This is a genomic window from Vibrio sp. 1CM2L, from assembly GCF_023161695.1.
Taxonomy (GTDB): domain Bacteria; phylum Pseudomonadota; class Gammaproteobacteria; order Enterobacterales; family Vibrionaceae; genus Vibrio; species Vibrio coralliirubri.
This window is the reverse complement of sequence record NZ_JALNTT010000001.1, coordinates 655,616-667,949: the sequence shown is the minus strand read 5'-3', so window position 1 is coordinate 667,949 and position 12,334 is coordinate 655,616. Positions and strand designations below refer to the sequence as shown.

Sequence of the window (12,334 nt, the reverse complement as noted above, 5' to 3'; positions counted from 1 at the left end):
AATTGATCCTAAGTTTGATCATAAAAAGATCAAAAAGGCATTGCTGAAACCGGTTTCAATCTGTATCTTTGCTTTTATTGAAATCGGTTTCAGAGTTGCAATGAGCTCTCTAATCCTGATCTTTTTCACGAATAACTTGTAGCGAGTAATGGTATGAACAACGAATTTCCGAACGATTTTTTATGGGGTGGTGCGGTTGCTGCACATCAACTAGAAGGCGGCTGGGATGCGAATGGTAAAGGTGTCAGTGTTGTTGATGTATTAACAGCGGGCGCTCATGGTATACAACGTCGAATCACCGATGGCGTGATTGATGGCGAAAACTATCCAAACCAAGTCGCAGTGGATTTCTACCATCGCTATAAAGAAGACATTAAGTTATTCGCTGAGATGGGTTTTAAGTGTTTCCGTACCAGTATTGCTTGGACGCGTATTTTCCCAAATGGCGATGAAGCTGAGCCGTGTGAAGCGGGTTTGGCGTTTTACGATGATCTATTTGATGAGCTTCTGAAATACGATATTCAGCCAGTCGTGACGCTGAGCCACTTTGAAATGCCTTACCATCTAGCTAACGAATATGGCGGCTGGATGAACCGCAAAGTGATCGACTTCTTCGTTAAGTATTCAACTACGGTGATGGAGCGATACCAGCACAAAGTAAAATACTGGATGACGTTCAACGAGATCAACAACCAGATGAACACTTCGGCAGACATCTTCGGTTGGTTGTGCTCAGGCGTGAAGTTCCCACAATGTGAAAAGCCGCAAGAAGCCATGTATCAAGCGGTTCACCATCAGTTTGTTGCCAGTGCGTCGGTGGTTAAGAAAGGTCACGAGATCAATCCAGAACTTCAAATTGGCGCAATGTGTGCGATGGTGCCTTTCTACCCTCGCTCTTCAAAGCCAGAAGACATCATGGTGGCGCAGCAAGCGATGCGTGACCGTTATTTCTTCTCGGACGTAATGATGCGTGGCCATTACCCAAATTACGCTAAGCGTGACTGGGCAATCAAAGGCTTCAACATTGAGATGCAGCCCGAAGATGAGCAGATCCTAAAAGAAGGTAAAGCGGATTACCTTGGCTTTAGCTACTACATGTCTAATACCTTGGATTCTTCTTCTCACCAATCGACTGAAGAAGCGATGGACGGCGGTCATGAAAACTCGGTCGATAACCCGTTTATCCAGTCTAGCGATTGGGGCTGGCCAATTGACCCAACGGGTTTACGTTTCTGTTTAGCGTCTCTGTATGAACGTTATGAAGTGCCATTGTTCATCGTTGAGAACGGTTTTGGCGCTGTTGATACCATTGAAGAAGATGGCAGCATTAATGACGACTACCGTATCGCTTACCTTGGCGACCACATCAAAGAGATGAAAAAAGCCGTTGCGATTGATGGTGTTGATTTGATGGGTTATACCCCTTGGGGCTGTATCGATTTAGTGTCGTTCACCACTGGCGAGATGAAAAAACGCTACGGATTCATTTACGTAGATAAGCACAACGATCAATCTGGCTCACTAGAACGCAAGCGCAAAAAGTCATTTGAGTGGTATAAAGGCGTGATTGCATCTAACGGTGCCACTATTTAGAATGCATTTCCCAGCACAGTTATATGAACTGTGAGCTGTCATTTTGCAATGAATTAGTCGGCCTATGTCGGCTAATTTTTTATAAAGGAAAAGAAGCGAATGGTAACCATGCTTGATGTCGCGAACCGCGCAGGCGTATCTAAATCGACCGTTTCTCGTGTCTTAAATGGCAAGAACATCGTGCGCCCAGATGTGGTGAAAAAGGTATTTGATGCGATTCAAGAAACAGGTTATCGACCGAACTTGTTGGCTCAGCAATTGGCGACTAAGAAGACCAATTTCATCGGCTTTGTAATCACTAATGAGTTGTTCAATGGCCCTTACTTTTCTTCCTTGATGTATCACGCGGCTTCTTATAGCGAAGAGTCGAATCACCAGCTGGTGATCACCGATGGCAAACACAGCGCTGAAGACGAAAGAAAGGCAATCAACTTCCTGCTGGATATGAAGTGCGCGGGCATCATCATCTATCCACAGTGCTTAACCGAAAGTGAGATTGCAAAGATCATCGAAAGCACTGACACACCGATTCTGGTACTCAACCGAGAAATGCCGTCGAAGCCCAATCATGCTATCACCACCGACCACTATCAGAGCGCTTGTTTGATGGTTGAACACATCATCGAGCAAGGCCATATAGACATTGCAGTGATTCGAGGAAAAGCCGGTTCTTCGACCGATGAGCTGCGTTACCAAGCCTATCAAGATGTGCTAACTAAACAGGGTATTGCATTGGATGAGTCCAAAGTTGTTCAAGGTGATTGGACGATGGAGAGCGGTTATCACGTGGCTCAGGCTCTGGTAAAAAGCAAAGCAACGTTCACCGCTATCTTGTCTGAAAACGATGATATGGCGATTGGTGCGATTAAGGCGTTAACTGAACTAGGGTACTCATTGCCTCAAGATGTTTCTATCGTCGGTTTTGATAACAGCAAAGTGGGGGCGTTTTTAACGCCAAGCTTAACGTCTGTCAGTGTGCCATTAGAGCAAATGACGCAAAAGGCGATCCTGCAAATTGTCGGTGAAACAGAGCAAGCGACCACCATCAATACCACTGGTAGTTTGGTGTTACGTGATTCGATAGCGAAGCTAAATTAGCACTGTTCGAATTTCATATTTCACCTACAAAAAGTGACGAGCTGCGCATCTCTTAAACCAAGCTTAAACACTCCTTATTCACTGTTATTTAGATGTGCGATATTGCGTTTTTTGGTCGATGAATTGACCAGCATTAGTTAAGTAATGTGAGACTAGCTAAGTAATATGAAAATAGCTAAGTGATGTGAGAACAGGTAAGTAACGTGAAAACAGAAAAACAAAAAATGCTAGCAGGCGAACCTTATCAGGCTTGGGATAAAGAGCTTTATTCAGCTCGTATCGAATGTCGTAAGGTGCTTCAAAAACTCAATAACAGTATTCCTGACACACCCGAATGGGAAGCAGCAACGCAAGAGCTCATTCCGGGCTGTGAAAATGCACATTTAGAACCTCCATTTCGTTGTGATTACGGCTCGAACATCAAGCTGGGCAAGAACTTCTACGCTAACTTTAACTGCGTGATTTTGGATGTAGCTGAAGTGACCATTGGCGATAATGTGCTGCTTGGTCCGAACGTTCAAATCCTGACCGCAGGTCATCCACTCGATGTGAAAGGCCGAGTTGAAGAGGGTGTTGAGTTTGGTACACCGATTAATGTTGGCGACAATGTTTGGCTTGGCGGTGGTGTGATCATTTGCCCCGGTGTCACTATTGGCGAAAACAGCGTGATTGGCGCAGGCAGTGTGGTGATCAAGGACATCCCAGCTAATGTGGTTGCCGTCGGTAATCCATGTAAAGTACTGAAAGCGATCGATAACGAGTAAACTCGTCGATACTTGAGAAATGATTTAATTGTTTTGACTCAGGTGTTAAGAGTATTTCAATGACAGCTGTTTAGATGTTTCAGAAAAAATACTCCTAAGCCATTGATGGCTTGGGTCATTGTTTCTTGATGCATGCCAGAACATTGAAATACTCAACCAATCAGGTAAGAAATCGCATTGCAATGTTTTCAGGTTGAAATGACGAAAGTACTGATCTAAAAGTGTGCTTGGAAATATGCCGATATAGTCGTTTTGTTCAATAATCGGCAACATTTCCGTGATGCTGTTCGAGTGCCATGCAATGTCTCGTTTCCTTAATAACCTTTCTGCTGTTAGCCCTTTATTCAGTAAATAGCTTTGCACCTGACCGGGTACCGTATGTGTGACATGTCTTTCATTTAAAAACTCTGTTGCTGTAATACTCGACCCAGTTAATCGAGGGTGTTCTTTTCGGCAAATAACATTGAGCTGGTTTTTGACGATCACTTTTGAACATAGTTGTGGGTATTGACCATAATCAACGTCCAAGGTGATATCGAACCTTTTTCTCAACATACTTATTGTCTCTGATTGGCTTACATGTGCTTCTGCTTTGATGCTTGCCAAGGGAGCTGCTTGACCAATAAGCTTTGATGCGACAGGTAGGATGCTTAAACCGAATACACTTAGCGCAGAGACGACAAACTCTCGCTCACAATGTTTTGGGTCAAAGGTACGATAATAAGGTGTAGTGAGTTTGATGTCTTCGACCGCAGAGGCTAGCGTCGGATAGATACTGATTGCCAACTGAGTAGGTGTTATTCCATGGCTTTCACGGAGAAATAAGGGGTCATCAAATAGAGCCTTAAGTCGAATTGCACTTTGGCTTATTGCAGATTGACTGACGCCAAGCCTTTTTGCAGCGCGGCTAAAACTGCGCTCTTCCATAATCGCAACGAAAGTTGGAATAAGGCTAAAGTCTGAATATTTCATTGGTCATCGTGTAGTCGGCATATTGATTGTTCAACTTATACTGACTGTTGTGCTAAAAATCACCATTAATAGAGGTGGAATGAGACTTTATAGGCTTTCTTTAATGTTCATTTATCCCGAATGATTTCATTCGATGCTATATCCCTGTTCATCGCCTTAAATTGAGCTCTGTACTAGGTTTCTTCCTCGGTGCTTGGCTTGATACAAAAGTTCATCAGCAGAAATGATGGCCTCTTCAATTGATTGACCTGTTGATAAGTCCACAAGCCCTAATGAAGCTGAAATGCCTCCGTTGACTTGATTGTGCAACTGCTGATCGCTTGATATTTTAGCGCGAATACGGTCGGCGAGTTTTACGATATCAGATTGCTTCTCTGTTTTAATGATCACAATAAATTCATCACCTCCGATCCGATAGCACTCATCGTGTCTTCTAACACTCTCCAACAATATTTCACTCACTCGAACCAAAACACAGTCGCCTATGTGATGGCCATATTTATCATTGATCATCTTAAAATGGTCGAGGTCTATGGCGATAACGCCGACACAGCGAGATTGTTCATGTTGCTGTGTTTGTTCGATACGCGAGCTTGCAGTTTCAAGGTAAAGCCGGTTTTTAAGCCCTGTAAGCGTATCTGATTGCAGTGCTTGCGCTGTTCTGTCTTGATAGCGAGAAAACGCCTGCATTAATACGTAGAGCAACCCCAACAACAGAATGATCTCAATGAGATTTTGCAATGAGACAATGATCTCAACAACGGAGGTGGTCATGTTGTCGAACACCAACAATTTCGCGTTTAGTTGGGGGAGAGGCACTGTGATCAAATGAAAATATCGATTGTCGTCTGAGCTAAGCCTAAAGAACGGTAAGTTCCCGAGGTGTGTCTCGGTAAAGTGGAGGGTTGAATCAGCATCTACTTGATCGGATCTAATGAGGTTGTTGGTGAACGTGATTTTCGCTGGCTCACCAGAAGGCATGAAGACTTCTTTTTTCTCATTCTCAATCATTATGATGGTGTTCCACCCTGAATTAATTTTCGGGAAGTAGGGCATTAAGTCAAAATGGGTTTCAAAATAATTGGGTGGTTTTATGCTACCTGCGATTAGATGTACTTGAGAGTGTGCTTGGTCATAATCTAACCCCCAAAGTGTATGTTTATGTTTGATTGCGTTGGTAAATGTAGACGACTCAGGGTTTAAACCAAAGCGACGTGCGACGATTTGAACATCGCTACCACTGAAAGGAGATGAAGATGAATGAAGTACCCCTTCTAAGCTATTAATATCGACGTGGCCAAGTGAAGGCGATAACGTAGCCCCTAATATTTCTAACGTTCGGGATATATTATCTTGGACAAGAAACTGGATGAGCTGAGTTCTATGTTGTTGGTCTTTTTCAACAAACCCAATCAGCTTTCTAATATCACCAATGTGCAAACATAAGATACTCAGTGCAGCACAGGCTATCATCCAGTGGCGTTGTTTGATGATGAATTTCAATATATTCATATGGTTCACCCTTGTCTCGAAAACTCAAAGCCCGTGAGTATCCCCTGCTCATTCAGTAAATGGGGTCTATGGCTTTTACTTGTATCTGTAGCTCTTCTTTGTAGTGTCCTGCTCGCGATAGGTTTGTATTTCCAGTGATTTTTAAGTCAAAAGGGATATTGTGTTTTCCCCTTGAATAACGCTTTATCGGAAGCATTTGATGCGTTGGTGATATTTCAGTCCCGTCAACGATAAGCTTGTACTCAATCGTCCATTTTGGATTCTGAGAATTAACCAACTGTCGATATTTGGGTTTTACCCATAGCTCGGTGCGTGAATTTGAACTGATTACAAAGTCGGTTTGATAGCGCTTGCTGTTTGATAGAACACCCAAAGCCCAGCGATACCCTGATGTTGTTTTATGAAAATTGTTACCTTTGCCAGACCAATCCAAAGAGACAAATGACTTAACTTTGTAGTTTGCGTTTGCTGAGAGTGTCACGGTCTGGTCGTTTTTGAACTGCAATTTGACGAGAAATGGCACCGCATACTTGGTCGCATAATTAATTTTTGCTTTGGGATCGACTAATGAGAAGCGAACCGGACGATTCTGCTGAGAGCTAAGTAAATATTCACGCTCTTTGGGGTCATAGGACAGCATAGTTTGATTCTGATTAATGAAGTGAATATGTGAAGATTTTGGGCGGTCTAACACCTTTAAACGTACAGATTTCAGTGCACATTGTTCAGTTTTAGAACGAAGTTTTTTCAACTCAAATCGGATGCTGGCATAGCCGGATTTATCAAATTCGAGCGGGGTGTTGCTCGATTGGGTTATATCCCAGACGCCTGCACAATTCGTGGCAAAGGCCATTGAGGGGTATGCAATAGCTGACGCAAGTAGATATGACGTCAGTAGCCATTGCACTGTCCTCATCAAGAGTTTTCTATTCATGACTCGCTCCTTGTATGAGTTGAATCTCTGGAAGACGAATTAAATTGTCCTCTGATTCCGGGATGTTCATGTGTCCTTTAATCTCTGAGTTCATGGGTTGAATTTTGTAGCGTCCACTGCGGATCCCTTCTACAACGAATCGTCCACCTTTATTGGTGAAGAATGGGATGGAATCGCCTGTATCGCTGATAAAGTAACCCTGAGTTAGTGACAACGGTTTTCCATCGCTTAAGCTCAATCTTCCGATCACGGTTTTGGATGCGTCTGAGCCAACAGTGAAAATGTGACTGGTGTATGCGCCTGGAGTAACGTTGTAGAAGTAATTACCAATGTCGTAGCCAATCGGTGCATTCGGTGCTTCCACCGTGAAGCTTTGAGATAGATGAGCGGTAGAAAGGCTTATTGCATTGTTGAGTCCATTTGAAGAGATGGCTTCGGCGTTATCGTCTTCATCACTGTTTATCAATACTTTTGAGTCTAAGGTGTCATGAACTTGCACGACCGCAGCTGCACCGTATATCGGGCGTGACCAAGATAAGGTGCCGTCGCTGATTGTGAATGCGGTACTTGGTCTAAAAGAGGTGACGACGGTGTCTTCAGATTCGGTTGAGTTATAGTAGGTGACATCACCGTCGTAGCGAACTCGGTTACTGACGTAATCACCACGCAGTTGATATTGGCCTTGGTCAGATTCCACATCTGCAGATAACGCATAACCATATTGACCAACTTGGTTTTTACTAGGCTTACTAAAGCTTGCACGTCCGATCTCAGTATCACTTGCGTATCCTGCATCTGCGGTATATTGACCGTCATCAGAACTCCATGTCCAATCAATAGATACGGTGCCTTTAGTATTTGAAACTCCCTCATTTGGGTCTTCTTCATGAGTAATACCTAAACCAATCACAACATTGGAGTAAGACCAAGATGTTGAAGCCTCTGCACTCCACTCAGCTTCGTAGCCACTCTCTTTATCTAGGTTGTATGAAAGGGACAAGTAAATATCGTCGGTAATACCTAAGGTATAGCTGACCGCTGCTGAGTGGCCTGTAGTGCCTTCTTCTGTCCAAGGCTGATAGGAGTAGGAATCATAAGACTCAAGGGCGATACGTAAATTGGGGGCGCTGTAGTTGTTTTGATCCCAGAGCGAAGCGGCATAATCGATACTCGCAATATAGCCAGTTTCATCGTATTCGCTGGATTGGCTGCCCGAGAGTCGAAAGCCAATATTACCGATTGAAGTCCCAAGCGTAGAGATTCCCCCCAGTACGAATCCGTCTTTATGGTAAAAGCCGTTTAGTCCTAGAGTTAAGTATTCGGTTAAGCCATAGTCATAAAAAGCACTGGTGATTAGGTTATCGGTATCGTACTTATAGTTACTGTCTTCTATTTCTGAAGGAGCGCCTAAATACATACCAAAGTCTGATATTCCTTCTTTAAGCAACTTCGAATTGTAGAACACGCTGTAGAGGATGGAATCTCGTCTTCCTGATTGATATTCAATATCTAAACGAACGTCGTTACTACCTGAAGAGAGCGGTAAGTTGTCGAGTAGGTAGCGGCCCGGCGGAAGACGAAATTCTGTTACGTAAGAATCGTTGATGTAGAGTTCGATGTCGGCTGATTCTTCAAGAACTAATGCTTGAGTACCGCCTACCTGAATACTGCGATTAGGTTGTAATGCTGAGTAATTACGTTCAAAACCGATTCCACCAAATTGTTGGCTAGGTAGGTGGCCTGAAGTGCTGTTGACCTGATCGCCAAATGTTACTCGGTAAGGAACTTCTGCACGGTCAATAAAGGCCGATATATCACCACGATAAAAACTTTGGTCCTCATCGGTGCCGCCATCAAAATACCCTGAAAGTTTATAATTCACCCCCCGAGCTCCGGCAAAGTTCCCTGTAGAGATCCACTCTACATTCCACTTTTGTTCTCCACTTTGAGTCTTGACCCCTCGTGTATCCGATACGCCAAAGTTAAAGTTATTGATGTTAGTAAAAAAGGCTGACGTAGAATAAATAGGCGAAGAGTAAGGGGAGCTGAAACTCAAAGCTTGTTCTTTTCGTACATCTTGAACAAAAGACAACGAGATAGACATGTCGGACGATGAGAAGGAGAGTAATATTCCCCACTCTTTAAGTATTTCAACTGAAATAAAAGTGTCTTTGTACGAAGATAAGTTACCTGACACTTCGCTCGTAAGCGCTGATGCAATCAGTTTATGTAGTTGTTCTGTATTAACTTTAGAGATAGTTTTGCCATCAGAAAAGGCATCTACATCGCCCACTGTTGAGCCCAAATAGTTGATTGGAAATGGGAATAACCAATCCGCGGAATAGGCGTAAGGTTGGGTTAGCAAACATAGAGAAACCCACAGTAGTACTGTGAAATATCGTCTCATGTTTACCTCCCAGTAAAGCTCGTGTAAAAGCCAGTGGTTCAGCGTTAATTATTTTGCTTTATGGCAATACCAGTGACTTTTTTGAATTTGCTTGGAATCGGGTAATATGCAGTGGCACCAGGCATTAAGTAGCCACTTGTCTTAGTATCTATTTGGCTCCACGGGAGGTCTTTTTTCTCGCCGTCCGTTTGAAGTTCGAATACTGCGTGAAGTAAGTTCACTAGGACTTGGCTTGTGTTTTCTACCACTATGTTCCTGTCTTTAATCGAGGGTTTCATAGTCGGCTTTAGTGAGTTAGGGGAGACAAAAGCTAAGGTCGAAAAACTGAGAAGCGTTTTTATTTTACTGTCATTATCTTCTGGTCCCTCGACTTCTAGTTCGTTGAATTCAATTCGGTACAGTTTGGTCATTGTGAGAGCATCGCTAGGGATATAGCGAACCCGAATTTTTTGAGAACTTTGTGGGTCTACCATTATTTGAGGAGGCAAAATGAGAAAACTATCTTCATTAAGTGTTAGTACCTCACCAGTTTCATCGTAGCTTACGTCATACACTACAACTTCAAGTGGAAGTGAGCGATCTTGGGGATTATTGATGGTATAGCTTGAGAGTGCCTTTCCGCCAAATTCACTCATTTCTTGATACATAGGAGTGATTTCGTAGCTGAGAACGACGGTGTGGAAGAGTAGCAGACTGATAAATAAAGTGATGTTTTTCATAAAACCCTTCCTTGGTAAAATGAGCCCACATTTGTGGGCTCTGATTTATGAGCTAAAAGCCACACATGTGATGACAAGTTTTCGCTTGGAGTTTCACATACACTGTAGAGCGGTAATTACCGGCTCTTGCTAAAGCTGCACCCTCTGTAGTAATACTAAGAGGAACTTCTGCAATTCTTGCTTGTTGGTGTTCGCCACTCCATTTAACTTGGAAGTTACCTGTCGTATTACCAAACAAACCATCACTTGCTTCGCTTGTATCGAAAATGTCAGTTTGATTTGCTTGTAGCGTGTAATCGATACGTTCTTTACCAATGGCCATGCCAAAACGAGTCATTTTGAAAGGTGTGGCAGTCATATCGACTTCCATTGATTTTCCGTAGTTACACCACGCGCGAAGCTTTGCAATTGGCTTACTAGCTGTTAACCCTGAGACCAAATTTTTGCTTTCTGCCAACATGTCAGTTAGGTGGATATCGCCATTCACAAACTCTCCGGCTTGTGCTGACTTTAAGTTGAGTACACAACGTTGTGGAATCGTGCCTTCCATGCGAATGTGTGCTCCATCAGTGTTACTTGCATTGCTGAGTAGGGTGTTAGTTGCTCCACCAAACTGGACGACATTTGCCTCTAATTTAGCTCCGCCAGAACCACCATGTGCAAAGCTATTTACGCTAAACATCACACCTGCTACTGCTACTGCTATCATTAACTTTTTCATAATTATTCCCTCATTACCTGTGTTATTACCGACAACAACTAGATAATAATTTGCCGTTAAGATATGTGCCTCGCAAAGGTGGGTGATATATTTAATAAACAAGTATGAAAAGAGTGCTAATTTTAAACAGTTAATTCATGTGCTTTTGCAAATAATTCGTACCGTGAGTGAACATCTAACTTAGACATCACATTGTAAGCGTGAGTCTTTACAGTATTTATGCTCACATTAGTGTCTCTTGCTATTTGAATGTTCGAAAATCCTTGTAACATTAACTCAAAAACGCGCCTTTCTTTTTTCGTCAAAGAAAATTTACTCGTAACTTTTTCTGTTATAGATATTGGTGTTTTTTGTGTGTCATTAATGCATAGATCAATAATGAAACTTTCCATCACATGACGTGGGAACCATAATTCACCATCTTGAATAGACTTAATGGCTTTAGGCAGAAATTCAAAGTGATTGGTTTCAATTTGACCAAAGAATCCAAGCTGTAAATAGTCATAACAACTTGAACTAGTAATGTTGATCGCAATCCATTTGTCCTTCCTATTTACGATAGATAAACCACATTTGTTTGGCATGGGGATGGTTTGCCTATCGTAAATGACGATGCCTCTATAGCTAACATTAAGTTCAGAAAAGGATTCAAGAGCTTGAAACTGACTCAATGGGAATGCAAATTTCAAAATGTCTTGTATAACCCTAGATAAAACTACATCTCTAGTAATTAAACATATATATGGAGATGGAAGGTGGTGTGACATAAGTACCCTACCTTGTTGCGTTTTTCGACGGAATTATGTGTAAACTAAGCGCGCTGATTTATTCATCAACCACTGGCCTTGTCCAAAGCGTGATATCAGCTGATTTTGATTTTTACATTGAGTTTTGTGAAGAATGCTTTTGATTTGGGTTCTGACTGTTTCTTTGGATACATTGCGTATTTGCGCGACTTCTGAACCAGTTAACCCTTTGATTATTAGTTCTAAAACAACAAGCTCCGATTTTGTAAGAATCGGGGGCAGGATTGTGGTTGTAGGTTCGGCGTAGCGGTTCCAATGCAACAACATTGTATGGTGAGCTATCCAAGAATTTGCCCAAGCGATAGTGATGTCACAGATGAGCTCAAGTTGGCGGAATTCTTCTGGATTCAGTGCATTTATGCTGTGGAGAACAATGACTATCTCATAATTGTAAGAGAGTTCATCAGTGATTGAATAGTGATTTAGAGCATGGGTAATGATCGACAGCTCTTGATGATCAAAGATTCGATTTTCAATTATGGTGTCTTGGCTATGGAATAATTGACCTTTCTTATCCATTGAGAGTAAAGATAGGTAAGAGTCAAGCTTCTCTGTGACTCGCTTTGAAATAGAGATTCTATCATTAACACTTTTTATATACTTGAAAACAGGTTTTTTGTTTTTTGACATGATAACTAAAGTGGCATGTTCAATCCCAATTTCTATGAGCCCATCTTTAATTTCCTCTTCTAATTCAGAAGGGGATTTATTAAAACCATGATCTAATGGAATTGTGTTTTCTGATATCTGCATCTCTCATTCCTTAAGCTTGCATCAAGCGGATATTTTCATATTGTCGTATGTTTTC

11 protein-coding genes are annotated in these 12,334 nt (G+C 42.3%); 3 read left to right on the top strand and 8 right to left on the bottom strand.

From position 1 onward, the window contains the following. Positions 1 to 153 precede the first annotated feature (153 nt). From MSG34_RS02770 to MSG34_RS02760, 3 genes are all read left to right on the top strand, one after another. Positions 154 to 1,593 carry a 6-phospho-beta-glucosidase gene (locus tag MSG34_RS02770; RefSeq protein ID WP_248336218.1) on the top strand — a complete coding sequence of 480 codons (1,440 nt, stop codon included), beginning with the start codon at positions 154 to 156 and terminating at the stop codon, positions 1,591 to 1,593. A 99-nt stretch (positions 1,594 to 1,692) separates the two neighbouring features. Further along, positions 1,693 to 2,691: a LacI family DNA-binding transcriptional regulator gene (locus MSG34_RS02765; RefSeq protein WP_248336217.1), complete on the top strand. Its 999-nt coding sequence runs from the start codon at positions 1,693 to 1,695 to the stop codon at positions 2,689 to 2,691. A gap of 203 nt (positions 2,692 to 2,894) precedes the next feature. Next, positions 2,895 to 3,455, top strand: coding sequence for a sugar O-acetyltransferase (locus tag MSG34_RS02760; RefSeq protein WP_248336216.1), 561 nt, complete (start codon positions 2,895 to 2,897; stop codon positions 3,453 to 3,455). Between the two features lie 45 nt (positions 3,456 to 3,500). On the opposite strand, the gene MSG34_RS02755 is transcribed toward MSG34_RS02760, so the two are convergent. From MSG34_RS02755 to MSG34_RS02720, 8 genes are all read right to left on the bottom strand, one after another. After that, positions 3,501 to 4,427: a LysR family transcriptional regulator gene (locus MSG34_RS02755; protein ID WP_248336215.1), complete on the bottom strand. Its 927-nt coding sequence runs from the start codon at positions 4,425 to 4,427 to the stop codon at positions 3,501 to 3,503. 156 nt (positions 4,428 to 4,583) lie between these two features. Further along, on the bottom strand, positions 4,584 to 5,939 hold the full coding sequence (locus MSG34_RS02750) for a GGDEF domain-containing protein (protein ID WP_248336214.1): 1,356 nt from the start codon (positions 5,937 to 5,939) through the stop codon (positions 4,584 to 4,586). 52 nt (positions 5,940 to 5,991) lie between these two features. Continuing rightward, the gene (locus tag MSG34_RS02745) at positions 5,992 to 6,873 is read right to left on the bottom strand and encodes a hypothetical protein (protein ID WP_248336213.1); all 882 of its coding nucleotides are present in this window, start codon (positions 6,871 to 6,873) and stop codon (positions 5,992 to 5,994) included. After that, positions 6,866 to 9,280 (bottom strand): pilus assembly protein PapC, encoded by a 2,415-nt coding sequence (locus MSG34_RS02740; RefSeq protein ID WP_248336212.1) that lies wholly within the window; start codon positions 9,278 to 9,280, stop codon positions 6,866 to 6,868. The genes MSG34_RS02745 and MSG34_RS02740 overlap by 8 nt, the downstream gene beginning before the upstream one ends. 44 nt (positions 9,281 to 9,324) lie before the next feature. After that, entirely contained in the window at positions 9,325 to 9,999 is a 675-nt protein-coding gene (locus MSG34_RS02735) for a fimbria/pilus periplasmic chaperone (RefSeq protein ID WP_248336211.1), read from the bottom strand. Positions 10,000 to 10,051: 52 nt separating this feature from the next. Beyond that, positions 10,052 to 10,720, bottom strand: coding sequence for a hypothetical protein (locus MSG34_RS02730; RefSeq protein ID WP_248336210.1), 669 nt, complete (start codon positions 10,718 to 10,720; stop codon positions 10,052 to 10,054). A gap of 122 nt (positions 10,721 to 10,842) precedes the next feature. Next, on the bottom strand, positions 10,843 to 11,487 hold the full coding sequence (locus MSG34_RS02725) for a response regulator transcription factor (protein WP_061037889.1): 645 nt from the start codon (positions 11,485 to 11,487) through the stop codon (positions 10,843 to 10,845). 33 nt (positions 11,488 to 11,520) lie between these two features. Further along, positions 11,521 to 12,279, bottom strand: coding sequence for a helix-turn-helix transcriptional regulator (locus MSG34_RS02720; RefSeq protein WP_048609916.1), 759 nt, complete (start codon positions 12,277 to 12,279; stop codon positions 11,521 to 11,523). Positions 12,280 to 12,334: the final 55 nt, after the last annotated feature.

Bases quoted from the DNA above. Each gene is read 5' to 3' on its own strand.
- MSG34_RS02770 (WP_248336218.1), top strand. From the start codon at position 154: ATGAACAACGAATTTCCGAACGATTTTTTATGGGGTGGTGCGGTTGCT.
- MSG34_RS02765 (WP_248336217.1), top strand. From the start codon at position 1,693: ATGGTAACCATGCTTGATGTCGCGAACCGCGCAGGCGTATCTAAATCG.
- MSG34_RS02755 (WP_248336215.1), bottom strand. From the start codon at position 4,427: ATGAAATATTCAGACTTTAGCCTTATTCCAACTTTCGTTGCGATTATG.
- MSG34_RS02750 (WP_248336214.1), bottom strand. From the start codon at position 5,939: ATGAATATATTGAAATTCATCATCAAACAACGCCACTGGATGATAGCC.
- MSG34_RS02745 (WP_248336213.1), bottom strand. From the start codon at position 6,873: ATGAATAGAAAACTCTTGATGAGGACAGTGCAATGGCTACTGACGTCA.
- MSG34_RS02740 (WP_248336212.1), bottom strand. From the start codon at position 9,280: ATGAGACGATATTTCACAGTACTACTGTGGGTTTCTCTATGTTTGCTA.
- MSG34_RS02735 (WP_248336211.1), bottom strand. From the start codon at position 9,999: ATGAAAAACATCACTTTATTTATCAGTCTGCTACTCTTCCACACCGTC.
- MSG34_RS02730 (WP_248336210.1), bottom strand. From the start codon at position 10,720: ATGAAAAAGTTAATGATAGCAGTAGCAGTAGCAGGTGTGATGTTTAGC.
- MSG34_RS02725 (WP_061037889.1), bottom strand. From the start codon at position 11,487: ATGTCACACCACCTTCCATCTCCATATATATGTTTAATTACTAGAGAT.
- MSG34_RS02720 (WP_048609916.1), bottom strand. From the start codon at position 12,279: ATGCAGATATCAGAAAACACAATTCCATTAGATCATGGTTTTAATAAA.